This window comes from Paenibacillus septentrionalis, from assembly GCF_042659865.1.
GTDB classification, from domain to species: Bacteria; Bacillota; Bacilli; order Paenibacillales; family Paenibacillaceae; genus Pristimantibacillus; species Pristimantibacillus septentrionalis.
This window is the reverse complement of record NZ_JBHSTE010000008.1, coordinates 1-23,037: the sequence shown is the minus strand read 5'-3', so window position 1 is coordinate 23,037 and position 23,037 is coordinate 1. Positions and strand designations below refer to the sequence as shown.

The following is a 23,037-nucleotide window of genomic DNA, read 5'->3' as shown; positions in this document are numbered from 1 at the left end:
GTGAAAACATTCATGAATGTGAAGAAGATTACCGCATATACGCTTACAGTAGCGTTGCTCGGAACGTTAATCGTACTCTCACCGAGCAGTTATGCAACCACTGCATCGCAGATTACACAGCAAATTGAGCAAAAGAATAAAGAAAAGGCTGAATCGGAAAAACGTGCCAAGGAAGCCAATGAGGAAAAGATTCGGGTTGAGCATGAGCAGCAGGAAGTTACAACCGAAAAAGCTCAGCTTGAAGCTGAACGTGACAAGCTGAACGCGGAGATTAGCGCTCTTGCCAAAGAAAAAGAGAAGACAGAAGTAAAGGTTAAGGAAGCAGAGACTGAGCTGGAACAAACCGAGCAGGAGCTTGAAGAAGCAATGGCACAGGTTGAAAAGCAGGATGAGCTTCTGCAAAAGCGTACCCGTTTGATGTACAGCAATGGTGTTGTATCTTACTTGGAAGTATTGCTTAGTGCAACAAGCTTTACCGATTTCCTTGATCGATTTGACTCTTTGCAGATGATTCTACAATCTGATCGCGAGATGCTGGACAATTTCAAGGCAGCACAAAAGCTTGTAGAGGAAAAAAAGGCTGAAGTTGAAACGCAGCTTGCTTCATTGCAAGAGATGTATGCGCAGCTAGAGCAAGAGGAGAAAGTGCTGCTTCAGAAAGAGGCTGAAAAAGAAGAGTTAATTAAGAAGCTGAATGCCAAGTATGAAGAGCTTCATGCTTTGCATGAAGAGCTAAGTGAGATCACAGAGGAAGAAGAACGCAACCTCGTGAAGCTTGCATCTGAAATATCTAAGCTATACGCAGAGAGAACGCGTTTGTCTAGTTCGTATTCCGGCGGGAAGCTTGGCATGCCGATCGATAGCGGCTATCGTGTAACGTCAAACTTTGGCGTGAGAATTCATCCGATATCAGGAGTTAAAAAAGCGCACAACGGTATAGATTTCGGGGCTCCTTCGGGTACTTCGATATATGCAGCTGAGTCAGGCGTTGTAATTGTTGCGAAATATACAAGCGGATATGGTAATACGGTCATTATTGATCATGGTGGTGGACTATGGACGCTGTATGCACATATTAAAAATGGCGGTATTTTAGTTAATGAAGGCGATGAAGTGAAAAGAGGAAAGAAAATTGCAGAGGTAGGCAGCACAGGTAATTCTACTGGTCCACATTTGCATTTTGAAGTTCGCAAAAACGAAGTTCCGGTCAATCCTTCTAGCTACTTAAAATAATGAATGCAATAGGCTGTCTATTCTTATAGGCTGCCTATTGTTGTTATTATATAAATATTTGCGCTACAATTGTCATATACTAAGTTGGTCTAGCTAAGAGTATACATGAATAGGTGGTGTAGTTGATGCAAGTAAGAGGACGCGCAGTGGCCGCTATCGTCATGCTTTCTGTACTAGCTTCCGTTATTGTCACGATTTTTGTAACGGACAAGCTGGAAGAGGTCCCGGTTGCAGCATCAACGTCAGTTGCTGCAGCGGCTGATCGTGGCACACAATTGACAGATGACGAACTGAAGCAGCTGAATACTGTGCTTGATTTGCTGCAGACGCAATATGTTACTGAAGTAGATCGCGACGAGTTGATCGACGGTGCTATTTCCGGCATGATGAATGCGCTGAATGATCCATATTCCGTATACATGGAAGCTGAGGTTGCAAGTAAATTCTCGCAATCCATTGAAGGCTCATTTTCCGGAATTGGCGCAGAGGTCGCTCTGGAAAATGGTCAGATCGTTGTCGTATCCCCTATAAAAGGTTCGCCTGCGGAACGGGGTGGATTGCTGGCTAAGGATATAATCCTATCTGTAAATGGTGAAAGCCTTACTGGCTTGACCTTGCAAGAGGCTGTTAATCTAATTCGCGGTGAAAAAGGGACGAAGGCCAAACTTGAAGTGATGCGTGCAGGAAACTCCGAGCCGATAGCAGTCGTATTGATTCGTGACGATATCGACATTGAAACTGTTTATAGCCGAATTGACGAAAACGGAGTTGGCGTCATTGAAATTACACAATTCTCCTTGAATACAGCAGAGCGTTTTACTGAGGAGTTGGCTGCTCTGGAGGACAAAGGAATCATGGGGCTTGTCATTGATGTCCGTAACAATCCTGGCGGCGTGCTTCAAGACGTTGTTGCGATTGCACAGCTTATGATGGAACAAGGCAAGGTTGTTGTTCAAGTCGAGGATCGTTCAGGCAAGCGGGATAAGACTTTTGCCGAAGGCGGAGAGAAGAAGGATTATCCGATCGTCGTCGTAACGAATGGCGGTAGTGCCAGCGCCTCGGAAATTTTAGCCGGTGCATTGCAGGAAGCTGCAGGCGCAACAGTTGTTGGTGAGCAAACCTATGGTAAAGGAACGGTGCAGGTTAGTTTCAACCAGCTTTTTGATGACGGTGGTTTAATTAAGATGACAATTGCAAAATGGTTGACGCCTAATGGCAATTGGATCAATGAAAAGGGCGTAACGCCTAATGTCATCGTAGAACCGCCAGCGATTTACAGTGTAGCTCGCTTGAATTTAACTGAAGAGCTGAAAGAGGATCAATTAAGCGAAAAAATTCGCAGCGTGCAAATTATGCTTGAAGCTCTGGGATATGAAGTAGATCGTACAGACGGTTACTTTAGTGCAAATACGGCAGAAGCTGTACGCAAGTTCCAACGTGATCATGGACTGAAAAGCACCGGGATTGTGGATACAACTACGGCAAGCAAGCTTGAGGAAAAAGTGATTGCCTTTATCCGTGATGATGCCAATGATCCGCAGATGCAAAAGGCACTGGAAATTGCGGCAGGAAAAAAACAATAAGCGTCGAATTATTTAAAGGTTGGTTTCTTTTATTAAGAAGCCTGCCTTTTTTTTATGAATTGGCCAATTTAGGATGAAGGGGTGTACGAATTGGGGAACATTGAGCTATGGCTCATTTTGATAGGAAAGGCGATTTTATCGCTGCTAATACAGCCTCTATTCTATGCGTCACTTCTATTGCTTGTCATTATGTATACTTATCGTACACGTATGGAAAGAGCGATGTTTTCAGTTAGACTCCAGCCGTGGCTAAAGCGATATGCGTACGCAGCTGCAGGCGGCTTGCTTGCTGCACTAGCCGTATCTATTATTGCGGTGCTGCTTGGCTTCACATTTACAGCAGCAACGGTATGGTGGTTATGGGGCGTATCCATTATTTTAATGCTTATCCGTCTTCGTTTTGTTAGTATTATATACAGTGCGAGTATAGTATCTGTTCTGAATTTAGCCGCACACGCCATTGGGCCGCTTGAGCTGGAGCAGGATTTGCAGCGGCTATATGAATCGCTGCTAGCACTACAGCCAGTCAACATATTAGTTGTCGCTTCGCTCTTATCGATTGCACAGTCGCTGCTAGTAAGATGGCAGGGCAAGCATTTTATTAGCCCGATATATATGTCGGGTAAGCGTGGCAAAATTATTGGCGGCTACGTGCTGCAAAGCTATTGGGCTGCGCCGTTATTATTGTTTATGCCAGTGGCTGCCGATGAGGCAGGAGCCGTATCATTTGCGACCAATGCAGTACAGCCATTCTTTCTTACGGCTGGACCTGAAGCATGGCTTCTGCTAGCTTGTCCGCTTATGCTTGGCGTTACTGGAATGACGCAATCATTAGGTCCAGCTTCATTCATTAAGCGAGTATCGAATCAATGGCTTATTTATTCAATATTATTTTTAATGATTTCTTTGGGTTCATGGTGGGTCGAGCCATTAATTTGGGTTGCTGCCATTGGCATGCTTGTTTCCTTCGAGCTGGTGCACGCGATCAATCGCTGGAATGAAAGCAAGCGAGCGCCACGCTATGCTCCACTGGACAAAGGCTTGCGCGTGCTTGCGATCATCGATCATTCTCCTGCTGTTCATATGGGAATTGAGGCGGGAGATACCGTTATGAAAGCGAACGGGGTACCTGTTAACACCTTGGATGAGCTGTATGCAGCGATGTCAACCAACCCTGCCTTCTGTAAGCTGGAGCTGTTGAATGTAGAGGGTGAGCTGAAATTTGCTCAGCGTGCACGTTTTGCAGATGAGCATCATCAGCTTGGCATTATTATGGCGCCAGACGGGCTAGCCAAACATTTTGAAAACTATCGAGAGCCGTCCTTGCTCGCATTATTCGGTCAAGGCAAGCTGCGCCGGAAATTAACTCGTACATCAGCAACAATAGAGACAACAGGTACGTCCAATACGTTATAGCAACTAGCGATAGCCTATTATGCAGCGTGTAAGTCATAATGGGCTATCGCTTTAGTTTGATTATTTGAAATCGATGAGTGAGTAGATGAGGTGAAGACGTTGAAAATCATGCTGGTTGATGATGAAAAGTTGGCTCTTTTGCAGCTTGAGCGCATGCTTACCAATGCTTTTTCAGAGCGAGGGCTGCTTGAGCGAATTACCGAGATTCATAGCTTTCAACGTGTCAGTGAGGCGCTTGCCCATGCTCAGCTAAATCCGCCAGATCTAGTTTTTCTGGACATTCATATGCCTGAAATGACAGGCTTGAAAGCGGCAGAGCATATTCAGCAAATCGTCCCTGACGTAGACATTATATTCGTGACAGCTTTTGACGAATTTGCAGTAAAAGCATTCGAATTAAATGCGCTGGACTATTTACTTAAACCTGTAGCTGCAGCACGATTGCAAAAAACAATGGATCGTGTATTGGCAAGCTACGCGGCATCAGAAGCTCAAACAGAAAATGAGAAACCAATTGCATTCAAGCAGAAGATATATTGTTTGAACCATATTCGCTTTCAATCAAGCGATGGCACTATTTTTGTACCAAAGTGGCGAACAGCTAAAGCGCAGGAGCTTTTTGCGTTTTTATTGCACCACCGAGGTGCGATCGTTCCTAAACATGTGATATTGAATATGTTTGTACCAGAGCTTGATAAAAAACGAGCTATGACTCAGCTGTATACCGTCATTTATCAAATTAGGAAATGTATGAAGGAAGCCAACTTCAAGCTCATAATCGAGACGGATAGTATTCAGGAAGGCTACAGACTGCTTTTGGAAGATACCGTCGTAGATATAGAAGAATGGGAGGCTAGTCTCATTTCATTAGCAACAGACGATGCCAACAACTATGAACAGCTGGAGCAGCTCTTGCACCAGTTTGATGGCGACTATATGGGCAATTATGAGTATATGTGGGCAGAAAACGAGCGCGAGCGCCTGCGTCGGCTGTGGATGGATCATGCCAAGCGACTTATGCAGCATCAGTATGCTGCGAAGGAGTGGGAAAGCTTGACTAGACTAGGCGATCGGTTAGTTGGCATGAACCCATATGAGTTTGATTGCAGTGTGCTTATTATGGAGGCCTACGATCATCTTGGACAGTATGATAAGCTGAAGCATTTTTACTATAAACAGGAGAAGCATATTCGGGAGGAGCTGGATCTTCCACTGCCTGACAATATGATAAGTTGGTTTCAGACTTGGTTGAAAAACCGCAAGGGCTTGCCTCAAGTATAGCTCTTGCGGCTTTGTTGTGTTTAGGGCTATAATGGAGAAGAATGAGAACATACATTCTGTTATGTGAAATGTTGAAATCATACATTTTTGACGATAATGAAGATATCTTAGGTTAGATGGACGGGAGGAAATTATGTCTCTTTTTCAAATTGTTTCAGACTATGAACCTAGAGGAGATCAGCCAAGGGCCATAGGGCAGCTCGTACAGGGTCTGGAGAAAGGCATGCGTCATCAGACGCTGCTTGGAGCAACGGGTACAGGCAAGACATATACGATTGCCAATGTTATTCAGGAGGTACAGCGTCCGACGCTCGTGATAGCCCATAATAAAACGCTTGCAGCTCAGCTGTGCAGCGAATTCAAATCCTTCTTCCCCAATAATGCGGTTGAGTATTTCGTGAGCTATTACGACTACTATCAGCCAGAAGCATATATACCGTCTACAGATACTTTTATTGAGAAAGATTCCAGCATTAATGATGAAATAGATAAGCTTCGCCACTCGGCAACCAGCGCCTTGTTTGAGCGTAGGGATGTCATTATTGTAGCGAGCGTATCTTGTATATATGGCCTCGGTTCGCCTCAGGAATACGGAAGCATGGTCGTGTCCTTGCGTGTCGGCATGGAGAAGTCTCGTAATGAGATTTTGCATGATCTGGTGGATATCCAATATCAGCGCAATGATATCAGCTTTACACGCGGCACATTCCGCGTGCGCGGCGATGTTATCGAGATATTCCCGGTAGCGAGTAATGAGCATGCTGTTCGGGTTGAGTTGTTCGGCGACGAAATCGAGCGTATTGTAGAAATGGATGTGCTGACAGGAGAAGTGCTAGGCGAACGTGAGCATATCGCGATTTTTCCAGCCTCTCACTTTGTTACGCAAGAAGAAACGATGAAGCGGGCAATCGTCGATATTGAACAGGAGCTTGAGGAGCGATTAGCTTATTTTCGCAGTGAAGGAAAGCTGCTGGAAGCACAGCGACTGGAGCAGCGTACACGCTATGACCTGGAGATGATGGCGGAGATGGGCTTTTGCTCTGGCATCGAGAACTATTCAGGACCGCTTACCTTCCGTGAACGAGGGGCTACTCCTTATACGCTGCTTGATTATTTTCCAGAAGACATGCTTGTCGTTATCGACGAATCCCATGTATCGTTGCCGCAAATTCGTGCGATGTACAACGGTGACAGAGCCCGCAAGGAAGTGCTTGTAAATCACGGTTTCCGACTGCCAAGCGCGATGGATAATCGTCCGCTTCGCTTCGAGGAATTCGAGGATAAGACGAAACAGCTCATCTATGTATCGGCAACGCCTGGCCCTTATGAGCTGGAGCATTGCTCTGAGATGGTGGAACAAATTATTCGTCCGACTGGCTTGCTAGACCCGATTATCGAGGTTCGACCATCCAAAGGACAGATTGATGATCTGCTGCATGAGATTCAGCTTCGAATCGCCAAGGATGAACGGGTGCTTGTAACGACTCTAACGAAGAAAATGGCAGAGGACCTGACTGATTATTTGAAGGATGTAGGACTGAAGGTACGCTATTTGCATTCCGAAATTAAAACGCTTGAGCGCCTAGCAATCATACGCGATCTTCGTTTAGGTGTTTTTGATGTGTTGATCGGGATTAACCTGCTGCGTGAAGGTCTCGACCTTCCAGAGGTTAGTCTGGTGGCTATACTGGATGCGGATAAAGAGGGCTTTCTGCGTTCCGAGCGCTCGTTGATTCAGACAATTGGCCGGGCAGCCCGCAATAGCGAAGGAACCGTTATTATGTATGGAGACAAAATAACAGACTCGATGGATAAGGCGATTAAGGAAACGGCGCGCCGTCGCGAGCTGCAAATTGCGTTTAATGAGAAGCATGGCATAACGCCGCAAACCATTCGCAAGCTGGTGCATGATGTGATCGAAGCGACGAAGGTAGCGGAGGATAAAGCAGACTATGTAGTTGAGCCAGATAAAAAGCTGAGCAAGAAAGAGCGTGCTGTTTTAATCGAAAAGCTAGAGAAAGAAATGAAGGACGCAGCGAAAAACTTGCAATTCGAGCGTGCAGCAGAGCTGCGTGATGCGCTGCTGGAGCTAAAGGCGGAACAATAGGTAGGGGGAGAGAAAGTGGCTAATGACAAAATTGTCGTAAAAGGTGCGCGAGCACATAATTTGAAAAATATTGATGTTACGATCCCTCGTGACAAATTCGTTGTATTAACAGGGCTAAGTGGCTCGGGAAAATCCTCTCTTGCATTTGACACAATCTATGCGGAAGGACAGCGCCGATACGTAGAATCGCTAAGCGCGTATGCCCGCCAATTTCTAGGGCAAATGGACAAGCCGGATGTCGATTCGATTGAGGGACTATCGCCTGCCATTTCGATTGACCAGAAGACAACGAGCCGCAATCCTCGTTCTACAGTTGGTACCGTCACAGAGATCTATGATTACTTGCGCCTGCTCTTCGCCCGAATTGGTAAGCCGCACTGTCCGACACATGGTATAGAGATCACCTCGCAAACCGTCGAGCAGATGGTTGATCGCATTATGGAGTATGAGGAACGAACACGTATGCAAATTCTGGCGCCAATTGTGTCCGGAAGAAAAGGTGAGCATGTCAAGCTGCTTGCTGATATGCAGAAGCAAGGCTATGTTCGTGTACGAGTCGATGGTGAGATTCGAGAGCTAAGTGAAGAGATTACGCTAGATAAAAACAAAAAGCACTCGATCGAGGTGGTCATTGACCGTATCGTGGTGAAGGCCGGTATAGAGTCGCGGCTTGCAGATTCGATTGAAACAGCGTTAGAGCTTGGAGAAGGACGTGTGTTGATTGATGTCATCGGTCAAGAGGAGCTGCTGTTCAGCTCCAATCTTTCCTGTCCAGAATGCGGCTTTAGTATCGAAGAGCTTGCGCCGCGCATGTTCTCCTTCAACAGTCCGTATGGCGCTTGCCCGGAATGCGATGGACTGGGGGCGAAGATGGTTGTCGATCCAGACCTGCTTATTCCTGATTACAGCAAGTCTATTAATGATGGAGCTTTTCTAGCTTGGGCAGGCAGTACGTCCAACTATTATCCTCAGTTTCTTAAGTCTGTAGCTGATCATTATGATATCCCGCAGGATGTTCCTGTCAGTGAGCTGACGACTGAGCAGATGAAGAAGCTGCTGTACGGAACAGACGGGCAGAAGGTGCGCTTTGTATACGAGAATGACTTCGGCGCGCGCAAGGAAGCGTATGTCGCCTTTGAAGGTATTGTCAACAATTTGGAGCGGCGCTATCGCGAAACGCCATCTGAAATGATGAGAGAGCATATCGAAGGGTACATGAGTGCCAGACCTTGTAACAGCTGTAAAGGTCAGCGCCTGCGTAAGGAAACGCTAGCGGTTACGATTGACAATCGAAATATCGCTTACGTTACCGATCTGTCGATTGGCGAAGCCCAGCAGTACTTCTTGAGCTTGGAGCTCAGCGACAAGGAAATGAAGATCGCAGGACTGATCATGAAGGAAATATCAGGTCGCCTTGGCTTCCTTGTTAATGTCGGACTTGAGTATTTGACACTAAGCCGTGCAGCAGGAACCTTATCCGGCGGCGAAGCCCAGCGTATTCGACTGGCGACTCAGATCGGCTCAAGCCTAATGGGTGTACTTTATATTCTTGATGAGCCGAGTATCGGTCTGCATCAACGTGACAATGATCGATTAATTGAAGCGTTGCTGCATATGCGTGATCTTGGCAATACATTGATTGTCGTAGAGCATGACGAGGATACGATGCTGGCTGCTGATTACATTATCGACATCGGCCCTGGCGCTGGCATACATGGTGGACAGATCATCGCACAAGGCACTCCTCAGGAGCTAATGGAAAATGAGGACTCGTTGACAGGCCAATACTTGAGCGGGAAAAAGTTTATCGAGGTTCCGCTGCAGCGTCGAGCAATCGGTGATCGTTGGATTGAGGTGCTCGGTGCGAAGGAGAATAATCTACGCAATCTGAATGTAAAAATTCCGCTAGGCGTATTTGTTGCGGTAACAGGCGTATCAGGATCAGGGAAATCTACCTTCGTCAATGAAATCCTGTACAAAACATTAGCGCGTGATCTGAGCCGAGCAAAGACACGTCCTGGTGCGTATAAGGAAATTCGCGGGTTGGAGCATATTGATAAAGTAATCGATATTGACCAATCGCCAATTGGACGCACACCTCGCTCCAATCCAGCTACCTATACTGGCGTGTTTGACGATATTCGTGATCTGTATGCTTCAACGAATGAAGCGAAGGTTCGCGGCTATAAGAAGGGCCGTTTCAGCTTCAACATTAAAGGCGGCAGATGCGAGGCTTGTCGCGGAGACGGTATTATCAAGATCGAAATGCACTTCCTGCCCGATGTGTATGTACCATGTGAAATTTGCAAAGGCAAGCGTTACAATCGTGAAACGCTGGAAGTGAAGTACAAAGGCAAAAGCATTGCCGAGGTACTGGAAATGACGATTGAGGACGGCTGTCAGTTCTTTGAAAACATCCCTAGAATCCACCGCAAGCTGCAAACACTGCTTGATGTGGGCTTAGGTTATATGAAGCTGGGACAGCCTGCTACTACGCTTTCTGGTGGGGAAGCGCAGCGCGTAAAGCTGGCATCAGAGCTATATCGTCGCAGCACGGGCAAAACACTTTATATTTTGGATGAGCCAACTACGGGTTTGCACGCGCATGATATCGCACGTTTGCTTGATGTGTTGCATCGACTCGTCGATTCGGGGGAGTCTGTACTCGTCATCGAGCACAATCTTGATGTTATTAAAACTGCAGACTACTTGATTGACCTTGGACCTGAAGGCGGAAAAGGCGGTGGAACCTTAGTAGCTACCGGAACCCCTGAACAGGTAGTTAAGGTGAAGGGCTCCTATACTGGTAAATATTTGGCGCCGATATTGGAGCGTGATACAGCTCGTTCGCAAAAACTGCAAACTGTAAAAGCATAATTAGATAAAAATTGTAATAGATTGGGTGATGATGGGTAAAGCTATCTTAAAGCAAGCTTGTCATCGTCCAATCCGTTATGTATTGCATAAAAATGTGAATATTGTGTGACGAAGCTATTAATGCTTGCATGTTGGCAGTATTCTCGATAGGATATATAAATAATAGGACACGTGTGATTAAAGGGAGGTCTTCTTATGTTTCTAGCAGAAGTGGCAGAAGAAGCAAGCAAAATTGATCCATTTGATTGGTTCATGCTTGCATTCACGGTTATCATTGCAATTGGCTTCTTTCGTTTGGTGACAGCTAAGCCAAAAAAGAACTTGTTTGCAATTGGTTTCGCCGGGGTATCACTACTTGTATTTCTATTTATCGATTATGTAATGATCTTTAAAGTCTGGTTAGCGTAGCGTACATAAAAAAAGTTCCACCGATTAATCGGTGGAACTTTTTTATTGAAATGGATTAAACCCACCACATCTCGCCAAGTGGCTCGCGGATCAATACTTGCTGCAGATTTTGTACTGCTTTTGTAAAGCCTTCGTCGACGGACATCAAGCCATCCTCATGCTCGATGCTAACGACATAATCATAGCCTACGAGACGCAGTTCACTAATGATGTCTGCCCATGTTTTAAGATCATGTCCGAAGCCAACGCTGCGGAACTGCCATGCGCGATCAAGCATTTGCGTATAGCTTTGCATATCAGTTAAACCATGCATATTCACGTTAACAGGATCGATCGTAGTGTCTTTCGCATGGAAGTGATGGATTGCGCCTTCACGACCCAAAATACGAATGGCCTGAACAGGATCAATACCTTGCCACCACATATGACTTGGATCAAGGTTTGCGCCAATCGCTTTTCCTGTAGCTTCACGGAGGCGAAGCATCGTTCCCGGACTGTGTACAGAGAATCCGCCATGCAGCTCAAGACCGATTTTAATGCCAGCTTCTGTTGCAACATTGTTAATATCAGACCAATATGGAATAACTTTTTGCTCCCATTGCCATTTTAGAATGTCTTGATAGTCATTCGGCCAAGGAGCAACAGGCCAGTTCGGATATTTCGCATCCTCGTGATCACCAGGACATCCAGAGAATGTATTGACAACTGGAACCTCCAAGCGGTTAGCCAGCTCGATTGTTTTGCGAATTACGTCATCATCTGCTTGAGCTAGCGCTTTTTGCGGATGAAGAGGGTTGGCATGGCAGCTTAATGCGCTAATGATAAGGCCGCGTGATTCTACAGCCTGCTTAAACGCTTTCAGTTTGCCAGCATCAGCCAGCAGGACGTCTGGATCGCAGTGTGCATTGCCAGGATAACCACCTGTACCGATCTCAACAGCTTCCAATCCTTTTTCTGCAATGTAATCCAATGCTTCTTCAAACGGCTTTTGTGCAAACAATACAGCGAATACACCTAACTTCATAAGTAATAACCTCCTAAACGTATGGTTAATAATGGTGATAGAACAGTTTATAGCCTTACTACTATAATGCCCGTAACACCGAAGAACTTCAATACATATAGCAAAATAGCATAATTATTCAACAAAACTGTGATAAAGCTGTGCTGGCAGGAATGTCATGTAGAATATATTGCGCAGCTTTGTTACACTATTAACTAGAAAATAGATGAACGAACAAGCTAACATAATAGCTGTGAATTTAGTGAGAGGAATTCTAATATGACTTTAACAAGATCAGATATTGAACTGTTGGCTCCAGCTGGCGATTGGGATTGCATGCGTGCTGCCGTTGCCAATGGTGCTGACGCAATCTTTTTTGGCGTTGAGAAATTCAATGCCCGTGCAAGAGCGAACAACTTTAGAAGCGAAGAGCTGCCAGAAATTATGGCTTTCCTTCATACGTATGGTGTGAAGGGCTTTTTGACTTTTAATATTTTAGTATTCGAGGATGAGCTGAGAGATGCTCAAGCCTTAATAGAAATGTGCATAGATGCTGGAGTCGATGCTGTCATTGTACAGGATCTTGGGCTTGTAAAGCTGATTCGTGAGCTTTCGCCTGATTTCCCGATTCATGGCTCTACCCAGATGACGATCACTTCTCCAGAGGCGGTTGAGTTTACGAAGCCTTTCGATATGGAGCGTGTCGTGCTAGGGCGCGAAAACAATCTAAAGCAGATCAAAACGATTGGTGAGCAAGCCAAGCTTCCAATGGAGGTATTCGTTCATGGCGCGCTTTGCGTTTCCTACTCCGGACAATGTCTAACCTCTGAAATGTGGGGTGGACGCTCTGCGAATCGTGGTGAATGTGCGCAGGCTTGTCGTTTGCCGTATGACCTGATGGTAGACGGCGAGAAAAAACCGATGGGCGACGTCGCATACCTCCTTTCTCCTAAGGATTTGGCGGCAATTGAGCTGGTTCCTGAGCTGATTGAAGCTGGCGTAACCTCCTTCAAAATCGAGGGACGCTTGAAGACGCCAGAATATGTTGCCAACGTAGTAAGCAAATATCGTAATGCCATCGATAAATATTTCGATGGCAATCGTTCAAAACCTTCTAAAGAAGAAATTCGTGAGCTGCAGCAAAGCTTTTCTCGTGGCTTTACGACTGGATTTCTAGAAGGCACGAATAACAAGCAGCTCGTGGATGGTACATTCCCGAAAAGCCGCGGCGTTTATTTGGGTAAAGTGGAGCGCATTATGCGTGACGCGGTAACGATTCGTCTTGAAGCTCCGCTTAAGCGCGGCGATGGTATCGTGTTTGACGCAGGCGACCCAACGAAGAAGGAAGAAGGCGGTCGCGTCTATGATATTAGACGTCAAGGCGTTAAGCTTGAAGGGGAAGCAGCAGAGGGCATTGTGATCGAGCTGGTTCCTGGCCGCAACGATATCGATTTGCGCAAGGTGCATGTGGGAGATCGAATCTGGAAAACGAATGATCCTGCGCTTGATCGCGCGCTGCGCGCAAGCTTTGAAACGGACAAGCCATATCGTGTATTCCCACTGCATGTTCAGGTTACGGGGGAGGCTGGAAAGCCGCTTCATACCGTTTGGACTGATGTAGAGAAGCAGACTAGCGTAACTGTGGAATCTGAGCTGTTGCTGGAGGAGGCGCTGAAACGACCGATGGATGCAGAGCTTCTATCCGAGCAGCTTGGACGACTTGGCGGGACGATCTACCAGCTTGATCATTTGGAGGTTGTGCTGCAGGGCGATTTGATTCTGCCAATGCGTGAGCTTAACCGTATGCGCCGAGTGGCGGTTGAACAGCTTGCTGGCGAACGTCCTAAGCCGCCGAAATATGTAAAGCGACCAGTCGATGCGATGGATGATGCCTTCGACAATACGAAGCAGCTTAAGCCGCTAACCAGTGGTAAGGAAGCGAAGCTGTCTGTGCTTTGCCGCACATTGGAGCAGGTGGAAGGTGCAATTAAGGCGAATGCAGACTACATTTATGCTGATTTTGAATTTATTAAACAGTTCCCTGCGGCACTTGAGCTCGCTCGTGCTGCTGGCACGCCGATTGCTCTTGCAACACCGCGCATTCATATGCCGAACGAGAATGGCTACCATGCTAATATTTTGAAGCTGAAGCCTGATGCGGTGCTTGTTCGCAATACAGGAGCGCTGTATTACTATATGCGCGCGAAAATGATGAATCCCGATGCGCCGTTTCCGCGTTTGATTGGCGACTTCTCGCTTAACATTGCGAACCATAAGGCCGTTAATCTGTTTTTGGAAAGTGGTCTTGATACGGTAACGCCATCCTATGATCTCAACATTCAGCAGATGGTTGATTTGCTGGAGCGTTCGAATACGAGCAATATCGAGGTTGTCATTCATCAGCATTTGCCGATGTTCCATACCGAGCATTGCGTGTACTGTACGTTTTTAAGTGAAGGTACGGACTATACAAACTGCGGTAGACCATGTGAATCACATCGTGCGTCCTTGCAGGATCGTATTGGCATGAGTCACCCTGTTCGTGTAGATGAAGGCTGCCGTAATACGGTATATAATGCGATCGAGCAGTCTGGTGCGGAATACTTGAAAAACTTTATCGAGCTCGGAGTCGGGCAATATCGAGTAGAGTTTTTGGAAGAAAGTGCGGAGAAGGTGCAGGAGGTCTTGTCACTTTATCGCAAGGCACTGGACGGCAACATCAGTGGAACGCAAGTATGGCGCAGCTTGAAAGCAACGAATCAGCTTGGCGTCACACGCGGACAGCTCGTAAAATAAAAGCTTGCAGCATGAGAGAAGGTCAAGTCGAACGCATGGCTTGGCCTTTTCTGTGACAAGGGAAGGAGGAAAAACGTGGATACAGAGTGGTTTTCCAATTGGCAGCATGTGTTCAAGCTGGACCCTGATAAGGAAATTAGTGATGAAGCGCTCGATCAGCTGTGCATGTCTGGAACGGATGCAATTATAATCGGCGGCTCAAGCGGCGTAACCTTTGAAAATACGGTTGATCTGCTGGCTCGCGTTCGCCGTTACAGTGTCGATTGCGCATTAGAGGTATCGACGATGGATGGAGCCGTCCCTGGCTTCGATGGCTACTTTGTGCCGTTCGTGTTGAACACAAAGGAGGCCGACTGGCTCATGCTCAAGCAGCTGGAGGGCCTGCAGGAATACGGTCATTTTGTGCCGTGGGAGATGACTTCGGCTTCGGGTTATATCGTATTAAATGAGGATAGTACGGCGGCTAAAGTATCTGGCGCGAATGCGAAGCTTTCTGCACAAGAGGTGTTACCGTATGTGTGGATGGCAGATCGCTTGCTGCGTCTGCCGGTCGTCTATATCGAATATAGCGGAATGTACGGAGATATGAGCTTGCTTGCCCGCGTTGCCAGCGAGCTGCAGCAGGCGCATTTATTTTACGGTGGCGGGATAGATCATGCGGAAAAGGCTGCGAACGCGGCTAAACATGCCAAAACCGTTGTTGTCGGCAATATTGTCTATAACGATCTAACAGCGGCACTAGCAACGGTTGAGGCGGTCAAGCAAGTAAAGCAATCGCAAAAAGCATAAGGCTACAAGAGGGAGTGAGGTAGATGTTTAGTTTCTTTAATATTGATGATGCGGTGCAAAAGCTTAATGCACCACAGCGCGAAGCGGTACAGGCGACGGAAGGGCCGCTGCTAATTATGGCCGGCGCAGGCAGTGGTAAAACGCGTGTGCTGACTCATCGTATCGCCTATCTCATTGAAAAGAAGCGGGTAGCGCCATGGAGCATATTGGCGATTACCTTTACGAATAAAGCAGCAAGAGAGATGCAGGAGCGTGTCAGCTCGCTCGTAGGGTCTTCTGGGCAAGATATATGGGTATCGACATTTCACTCGATGTGCGTTCGCATTTTGCGCAAGGATATTGATCGGATTGGCTTTAGCTCTAATTTTTCTATTTTAGATTCAGCTGATCAGTTGTCCGTTATTCGCAGCTGCATGAAGGATGAAAATATCGATGTGAAAAAATTTGAGCCGAAGGCGGTTCAAGCTGCAATTAGCTCGGCTAAAAATGAGCTGGTTAGTCCTGAACGCTATGAAGAAAAAATCGGTGATTACTTTCAGGGGATCGTAGCTAAAATATATAAGCTGTATCAAAAGCGTCTAAAGCAAAACAACTCGCTTGATTTTGATGATTTGATTATGATGACGATTCGCTTGTTTAAGGAAGTGCCCGAAGCGCTTCAGTTTTATCAAAACAAGTTTCGTTATATCCATGTGGACGAGTATCAGGATACGAACCGTGCGCAATATATGCTCGTGCGTATGCTAGCTGATGCGCACCATAACATTTGCGTAGTAGGGGATAGCGATCAGTCAATCTATCGTTGGCGTGGTGCCGATATTAGCAACATTCTAAATTTCGAGGATGATTACCCCGAAGCAAAGACGATTCTGCTTGAGCAGAACTATCGTTCTACCTCTACGATTTTGAACGCGGCAAATGCGGTTATCGCCAACAATACAGGCCGAAAATCGAAAAAGCTGTGGACCGATCAAGGGGACGGCAACAAAATCTACGTCTACTATGGAGATAGCGAACGGGATGAAGGCTATTTCGTAACAGGAATTATACAGAAAAATGTAGCGGGCTCACGCAAATACCGTGACCATGCCATACTGTATCGTACGAATGCGCAGTCGCGTGTGATCGAGGAAACGCTTATTAAATCGGAGATTCCTTATCAGATCGTCGGCGGCATCAAGTTCTATGACCGCAAAGAGATTAAGGATTTGCTGGCTTATTTGCGACTAATCTCCAATCCTGACGATGATATTAGCTTGCAGCGCATCATCAATGTGCCGAAGCGGGGCATTGGCGATACGACGGTGGCGAAGCTGGCGGCAGAAGCGACAGCTAAAGGTATGTCGATTTATCGAGTATTGATATCAGAGCTTGATTCGGTGGATGTAAAGGGAAAAACGAAGGAACAGCTTATCAACTTCGGCAATATGATTCAAAGCCTGAATGCGCGGGTTGATGAGATGACGGTAACGGAGCTGACTGAGAAGGTTCTGGAGCTTTCGGAGTATAAGCTTGAGCTTCAACGCGAGCAGACACTTGAATCACAATCTCGAATTGAAAATATTGAGGAGTTTCTATCTGTAACGCAAGACTTCGAGCAGCGTAACGAGGATCGAACGCTCGTTGCCTTTCTGACGGATTTGGCCTTAATTGCAGACATTGACTCTATGAATGATAGTGAAGAAGAAAAAGGCGCTCAGGATGCAGTTATTCTGATGACGATGCATAGCGCGAAGGGACTGGAATTCCCGATTGTGTTCATCGTAGGGATGGAGGAGTCGATCTTCCCGCATTCTCGCGCATTTACCGATGAGGAGGAACTGGAAGAGGAGCGTCGCCTGGCTTACGTTGGCATTACACGTGCGGAGGAGCAGCTGTATCTCACTTCAGCGAAGATGAGAACGTTGTTTGGTCGTACTTCAGTGAACATGCCTTCGCGCTTCCTGAAGGAAATTCCGAGCGAGTTGATTGAAACTAATCAACCGCTAGCTGGCGCTGATGGCGGCTTTTCTCGTGGCTTCGGAGCCTCCGGTCGTCCAAGCGGATTTGGAGCAGGACAGAGCGGATTTGGCTATGGAGCTAGAGGCGCCACGGGTCAACAAGGCGGGTATAGCAGCAGAGGACCAGCCTCATCGGCAGGAAGACCAGGCTCAAGCGCAGCACGCCCTAGTGTTACGGTCACATCAGGACTCGATGCTGCGAAGAAGCAGCATGTACAGAATGATGGTACAAGCAGTTATGTGGCTGGTGACAAGGTGATGCACGGCAAATGGGGCGAAGGGACAGTCATCGCTGTGCGCGGCAAGGATCAGGACATGGAACTGCAAATCGCATTTCCTGCGCCGACCGGTATTAAAAAGCTGCTTGCTAGCTTCGCGCCAATTAAAAAAGTATAAAAGCTGTAAGCGAGCAATGGCTTGTTTTCATAGCAATAAGGCAATCCTATTTAGTAAAGAAGGAAGCATGGAGGGATGTCGATGTCGACCAATCAGGATCAGCAGCGGATGGAGCAGCTGATCAAGGAGCTAAATGAGCATAATTACAGCTATTATACGCTGGATGCCCCGACTATTTCAGATGCGGAGTACGACAGACTGTATGATGAGCTGGTAGCGCTGGAAGCATCGCTGGGCAACGTGCTGCCGCATTCTCCTACCCAACGAGTAGGCGGAGAGATGCTGACAGGCTTTGCACAGCATAAGCATCTAGCTAGATTATGGAGTCTGGACAAAGCACAAAACCTTGAGCAGCTGTATGCTTGGGAAGCGAAATTGAAGCGCGCCATACAGGACTATAATACGAAAAATCCATCCTTGGCGCTTCCCGATCCGACCTATGTTATGGAATTGAAATTCGACGGCCTCACGCTAAATCTGACCTATGAGCGCGGACAGCTTGTGCAGGCAGCTACACGCGGGAACGGGACAATCGGCGAAGGAATATTGGCTCAGGTTAAGACGATTAAATCGATTCCGCTGAGCATTCCGTTCACCGAGGGTATCATTGAAGTACAGGGCGAAGGAATTATGACCTTATCTACTCTGGCTCGTTATAACGAAACAGCTGAGGAACCATTGAAAAATGCGAGAAATGCAGCAGCTGGAGCGTTGCGCAACTTAAATCCGTCAGTTACAGCAAGCCGCAAGCTGGATGCATTTATCTATAATGTTGGGTATGCACAAGGCGTATCTTTTGCAGATCATCGCCAAATGCAGCAGTTTCTTAAGGATAACCAGTTCAAGGTTAATCCGTATGTCATCTATGCAGACAATCTGAAGGAGCTTGAGAGCGAGCTTTCAGCCTTGGCGGAGCGTAGAAACGAGCTTGATTTCCTGATCGATGGAGCGGTTATTAAGGTGCAGGATATGCGCACGCGCGAGGCGCTTGGCTATACGGACAAGTTTCCGCGCTGGGCGGTTGCGTTCAAATTTGAAGCAGAAGAAGCAGAGACTACGCTGCTATCGGTTTCATGGGAGGTTGGACGCACCGGCAAGATTACGCCTGTTGCGAAGGTGGAAGCCGTGGAGCTGGCGGGCGTAACGGTGCAAAACTGTACGCTGAACAATATGGGGGATATCGAGCGTAAAAACTTGAAATTTGCGCTTGGTACGCTTGTAGCCATTCGCCGCTCTAATGACGTAATTCCGGAAATTCTGGGTAAGGTTGACGAGGAGCAGGGTGAAGAAATTGTATTCCCTACGCTTTGTCCAGCCTGCGGCTCAGAGCTGGAACAGCGTGGCGCGCATTTATTTTGCAACAACAAGCTAGGCTGTGAACCGCAAATGATTGGACGCATCACCCACTTTGCGGCGCGTGATGCGATGGATATTGAATCGTTCAGCGTGATGACTGCCGAGCAACTGTATCATGAGTGTGGCGTTAAGGACCCGGCTGATTTGTACCGGTTGACCTTTGACGATCTAATTAAGCTTGAGCGGTTTGGAGAGAAGAAAGCACAGAAGCTGCTAGACGCGATTGAAAAGTCGAAAACACGAGAGCTTGCCTCATTTTTGTTCGCGCTAGGCATTCCGAATACAGGGAAAGCGACTGCTAAAACATTAGCGGATCATTATCGTAGTCTTGATGCGGTGATGAATGCGACTGTTGATGAACTGATCGAGCTGCAGGATATCGGTCTAATTGTAGCAGAAAGCATCGTAAGCTTCTTCCAGGATGACTCGATCAAGCAAAGCATTTCGGAGATGCTGGAAGCGGGAGTTGCCCCGCAGATAGAAGAGCTGCCAACAGCAGCTTCTGAGGATCACCCGTTATTCGGCAAAACAATTGTTATTACGGGAACATTGCCGACATTAGGGCGCGATGAGCTAACGAAAAAATTGGAAGCATGCGGAGCTAAAGTAACGGGCAGCGTTTCGAAGAAGACAGATCTCGTTATCGCAGGAGAGAAAGCAGGCAGTAAGCTAACCAAAGCCCAGCAGCTTGGCATTGAGATTATTGAAGACGAAGCTGCAGTTTTGCAATTGCTTGATAGTCAAGAATAGTACTGGCGGTGGAGGAGCGATATAACGCTTGCTTACGTGGTTGCGCTCAACGTATTTAGATAAGTGCTTGGCTGGTTGCAGATCGTTATAGAATAGAATATGTGTTAGGCAGGTTTACGGGTCGCTAACCTATAAACCTGCCTATTTTTATTGCAAGCATAAAGATACAGTCTGTCATAATTTTCACAAAGCGTTTGATTTTGCTGTGATTTCGATCACAAGAGCTGTTAGTGTCACTCGTTATACTGGGTACAGATGTTGATTCCAGCTGTAAGGGAGAGTGAACGTATGTTAAGTGAACATACTATTGGCATTATTAAATCTACAGTGCCTGTACTAGAGGTGCATGGTGTAGCGATAACGAAGCGGTTTTATCAAATGCTGTTTTCCAATCATCCTGAGCTGTTAAATGTGTTTAACCATATCAATCAAAAGCAAGGAAAGCAACCGACTGCGCTTGCTAATGTCGTTTATGCAGCGGCAGCCAACATCGATCAACTTGAGAAGATTATACCTGTTGTGAAGCAGATTGCTCACAAGCATCGGAGTTTGGGCATAACAGCGGATCAATACCCGATTGTAGGGAAAAATTTGTTGGCGGCAATAAAGGATGTGCTGGGTGACGCAGCAACAGATGATATTATTCAAGCATGGGCTGAGGCTTATGGAGTTATCGCGCAAGTATTTATTGATGTAGAAGCAGAGATGTACGAAGCTGCTGAAAACGCAGAAGGTGGCTGGCGAGGATTTCGATCCTTTGTTGTTACACGAAAAGTTCAAGAAAGTGATGCCATTACCTCTTTCTACCTTGTTCCCGAGGACGGAAAAGCTATATCTGGATTTTTGCCGGGTCAGTATGTGACCGTTAAAGCTAACATTCCTGGACAATCCTACACGCATATGCGGCAGTACAGTTTATCTGATAAGCCTGGATTGCCTTATTACCGGATAAGCGTCAAGCGTGAGGACGACAGCGAGGTTAAGCCAGGTGGAATAGTATCACAATATTTGCACCATCAAGTAAGTGAAGGGGATGTTCTGGATATAACAGCGCCTGCAGGGGGCTTTACCCTAAATCTGGAGGATGCTCGACCCGTCGTTCTTATTAGTGGTGGTGTAGGCTTGACTCCGATGATAAGCATGCTGAACACCATCGTTGAACAAGCGCCAGAGCGAAAAGTCTCCTTCATTCATGCAGCTCGTAACAGTCGCGCTCACGCCATGAAGCAAGCGGTCGAAGAGCTTGCCAAGACTAATTCGAATGTAACTGTTCAATGGTGCTATAGCCAACCAACTGAAGAAGATCGATTGCAGCAAAGCTTTGACAAGGAAGGGTATATCACAGCTGATTGGCTGAAGGGAATAGTTCCTAACAAGGATGCTGCCTATTATTTCTGTGGCCCAATCCCATTTATGAGGCAAGTTCATCAATCATTGCATGGCATTGGTGTGCCGCAAGCGGATATTCATTATGAATTTTTTGGTCCCAAAGGAAGCTTGGATTGAGTATTAGCTGTGACTTTTGCTGCTGTTGATTGATTACGAAGCAGTCGATTGACTGTTTCCCGTCGCAGGCCGATAAACTGACCAATTTCCTCTTGCGTCAAAATATCGTTAATTGAGGCTGTACCAACATATTGCTTGAACCAAGCCTGGAGCTTGATCAAGCGGTTCATTGGTGTAACTTCTGTAAGCTGGTCGATTCGTTGCTGCATCATGCGGAGCTTATCCTGCAGTCGCAAGGCTATATCGCGGCAGAGCTCGGTATCCTGCGCAATGGATCGATACCAGCTTTCTGTTGGTACTAGCTCTATTTCGCATGTTGTTAGCGCGATGGCCGTTCCGTGGTAAGGGTTTTGTACAATTAAAGAATGATGCGGGATAATTTCGTCAGGTGTAATGATATTCACTAATGCTTGCGTTCCATCCTCGTTCAATCGGGATATTTTAAGCAGTCCGCTCTTAACATAATAAAGCGGGCCAGTTTCTCCTTGGCGGAATAACGTTTCGCCCTTATGAAGGATCATGACATATCGCTCCTAACTTCACTCACAATATATATTCACGATAATTGCGACTTAACATCTAATCATAGAATAACGCTATTTTATTTATACAATTATCTCGTATATCTCGCTTAGTGCTTTTAGTTATGGTAGAATAAGTAATATTGTTTACACATTGGGTCACTGCAATAGTTTTAAAGTAACTAGTTATTTTATTCTTATTATAAATGAGTGGAGGCTTTTGGGCATGACGATATTGAAAATGAATCAAAACCATATTCAACAGCTCGTAACGATATGGCTGAGTGGATCGAAAGAAGCGCATTCCTTTATTCCTTTTGAGTATTGGGAACAGCGGGCGAATGATATGGCAGATGTATATTTGCCTCAATCTGAAACATATGTCATTAGCGTGGAGAATGAGGTAGTAGGCTTTATATCCTTGGTGGAAGATTATTTGGCTGCTATATTTGTGGTTGGTCATGTGCAGGGACAAGGCTTTGGAAAAAGACTGCTTCAACATGCTCAAAGCTTGCGGAACTCTTTGCAGCTAAAAGTATATGAAAAGAATTCAGGGGCAATCAGTTTCTATCAGGCAAACGGCTTTCAAGTTATTGATAACATCTTAGATGAGGAAACAAATGAAAGAGAGCTTGTCATGATGTGGCATTCCTCGAGCAACAGTATCGACTAACATTAAAAATAAACTTGTCCATGTTTATAAATGAAAATATGACTTGGTATATAGAAAAAATTACAAGTTGTAATATGCTTGTCCACGTGTTATATTATTTCTTGTCACTTCGAACGACATGAATCAACAAAAAAGAAATTAAAAAAGTTGTTGACGAAATAGTCAGAAGCTGATATCATAATATCTTGTTACCGCATCGGTAACCGAAAGTTCTTTGAAAACTGAACAAATGGAACACGTCAATTAACTCGTTAATCGAGTAGTTATAAATGAGCAATCAAACACTTTAATGGAGAGTTTGATCCTGGCTCAGGACGAACGCTGGCGGCGTGCCTAATACAT

The 23,037-nt window shown here is 46.2% G+C and carries 15 protein-coding genes; 13 read left to right on the top strand and 2 right to left on the bottom strand.

The window, feature by feature from the left end:
- Positions 1–12: 12 nt before the first annotated feature.
- The 7 genes from ACFP56_RS19690 (at position 13) to ACFP56_RS19660 (ending at position 10,905) form a co-directional block, all read left to right on the top strand.
- The gene (locus ACFP56_RS19690) at positions 13–1,233 is read left to right on the top strand and encodes a murein hydrolase activator EnvC family protein (RefSeq protein WP_379237825.1); all 1,221 of its coding nucleotides are present in this window, start codon (positions 13–15) and stop codon (positions 1,231–1,233) included.
- Positions 1,234–1,358: 125 nt separating this feature from the next.
- Positions 1,359–2,816: a S41 family peptidase gene (locus tag ACFP56_RS19685; protein ID WP_379237823.1), complete on the top strand. Its 1,458-nt coding sequence runs from the start codon at positions 1,359–1,361 to the stop codon at positions 2,814–2,816.
- A gap of 90 nt (positions 2,817–2,906) precedes the next feature.
- On the top strand, positions 2,907–4,232 hold the full coding sequence (locus ACFP56_RS19680; protein WP_379237821.1) for a PDZ domain-containing protein: 1,326 nt from the start codon (positions 2,907–2,909) through the stop codon (positions 4,230–4,232).
- Between the two features lie 108 nt (positions 4,233–4,340).
- The gene (locus ACFP56_RS19675) at positions 4,341–5,513 is read left to right on the top strand and encodes a response regulator (protein WP_379238083.1); all 1,173 of its coding nucleotides are present in this window, start codon (positions 4,341–4,343) and stop codon (positions 5,511–5,513) included.
- A 133-nt stretch (positions 5,514–5,646) separates the two neighbouring features.
- A complete protein-coding gene (uvrB, locus tag ACFP56_RS19670) occupies positions 5,647–7,620 on the top strand; it encodes an excinuclease ABC subunit UvrB (RefSeq protein ID WP_379237819.1) in 1,974 nt (657 codons plus the stop codon).
- Positions 7,621–7,635: 15 nt separating this feature from the next.
- A complete protein-coding gene (gene uvrA, locus ACFP56_RS19665; RefSeq protein ID WP_379237817.1) occupies positions 7,636–10,497 on the top strand; it encodes an excinuclease ABC subunit UvrA in 2,862 nt (953 codons plus the stop codon).
- Between the two features lie 195 nt (positions 10,498–10,692).
- Complete coding sequence (locus ACFP56_RS19660; RefSeq protein WP_379237815.1) at positions 10,693–10,905, top strand: hypothetical protein; 213 nt, start codon at positions 10,693–10,695, stop codon at positions 10,903–10,905.
- A 55-nt stretch (positions 10,906–10,960) separates the two neighbouring features.
- Here ACFP56_RS19660 and ACFP56_RS19655 read toward each other — a convergent pair whose 3' ends face one another.
- Positions 10,961–11,929, bottom strand: coding sequence for a sugar phosphate isomerase/epimerase family protein (locus ACFP56_RS19655; RefSeq protein WP_379237813.1), 969 nt, complete (start codon positions 11,927–11,929; stop codon positions 10,961–10,963).
- Positions 11,930–12,187: 258 nt separating this feature from the next.
- On the opposite strand from ACFP56_RS19655, the gene ACFP56_RS19650 reads away from it, so the two are divergent.
- The 5 genes from ACFP56_RS19650 (at position 12,188) to hmpA (ending at position 21,501) form a co-directional block, all read left to right on the top strand.
- Entirely contained in the window at positions 12,188–14,704 is a 2,517-nt protein-coding gene (locus ACFP56_RS19650; protein ID WP_379237811.1) for a U32 family peptidase, read from the top strand.
- A 75-nt stretch (positions 14,705–14,779) separates the two neighbouring features.
- Positions 14,780–15,493, top strand: a complete 714-nt coding sequence (locus tag ACFP56_RS19645; protein ID WP_379237809.1) for a heptaprenylglyceryl phosphate synthase — start codon at positions 14,780–14,782, stop codon at positions 15,491–15,493.
- A 23-nt stretch (positions 15,494–15,516) separates the two neighbouring features.
- A complete protein-coding gene (gene pcrA, locus ACFP56_RS19640) occupies positions 15,517–17,889 on the top strand; it encodes a DNA helicase PcrA (RefSeq protein WP_379237807.1) in 2,373 nt (790 codons plus the stop codon).
- 81 nt (positions 17,890–17,970) lie between these two features.
- Positions 17,971–19,995, top strand: coding sequence for an NAD-dependent DNA ligase LigA (gene ligA / locus ACFP56_RS19635; RefSeq protein ID WP_379237805.1), 2,025 nt, complete (start codon positions 17,971–17,973; stop codon positions 19,993–19,995).
- A 288-nt stretch (positions 19,996–20,283) separates the two neighbouring features.
- Positions 20,284–21,501, top strand: coding sequence for an NO-inducible flavohemoprotein (hmpA, locus tag ACFP56_RS19630; RefSeq protein ID WP_379237803.1), 1,218 nt, complete (start codon positions 20,284–20,286; stop codon positions 21,499–21,501).
- Here the strand turns inward: hmpA and ACFP56_RS19625 are convergent.
- Positions 21,465–22,022, bottom strand: a complete 558-nt coding sequence (locus ACFP56_RS19625; RefSeq protein ID WP_379237801.1) for a Crp/Fnr family transcriptional regulator — start codon at positions 22,020–22,022, stop codon at positions 21,465–21,467. The two genes, hmpA and ACFP56_RS19625, sit on opposite strands and share 37 nt — an antisense overlap.
- Positions 22,023–22,248: 226 nt before the next feature.
- Between ACFP56_RS19625 and ACFP56_RS19620 the strand changes: the two genes are divergently transcribed.
- Entirely contained in the window at positions 22,249–22,695 is a 447-nt protein-coding gene (locus ACFP56_RS19620) for an N-acetyltransferase (protein WP_379237799.1), read from the top strand.
- Positions 22,696–23,037: the final 342 nt, after the last annotated feature.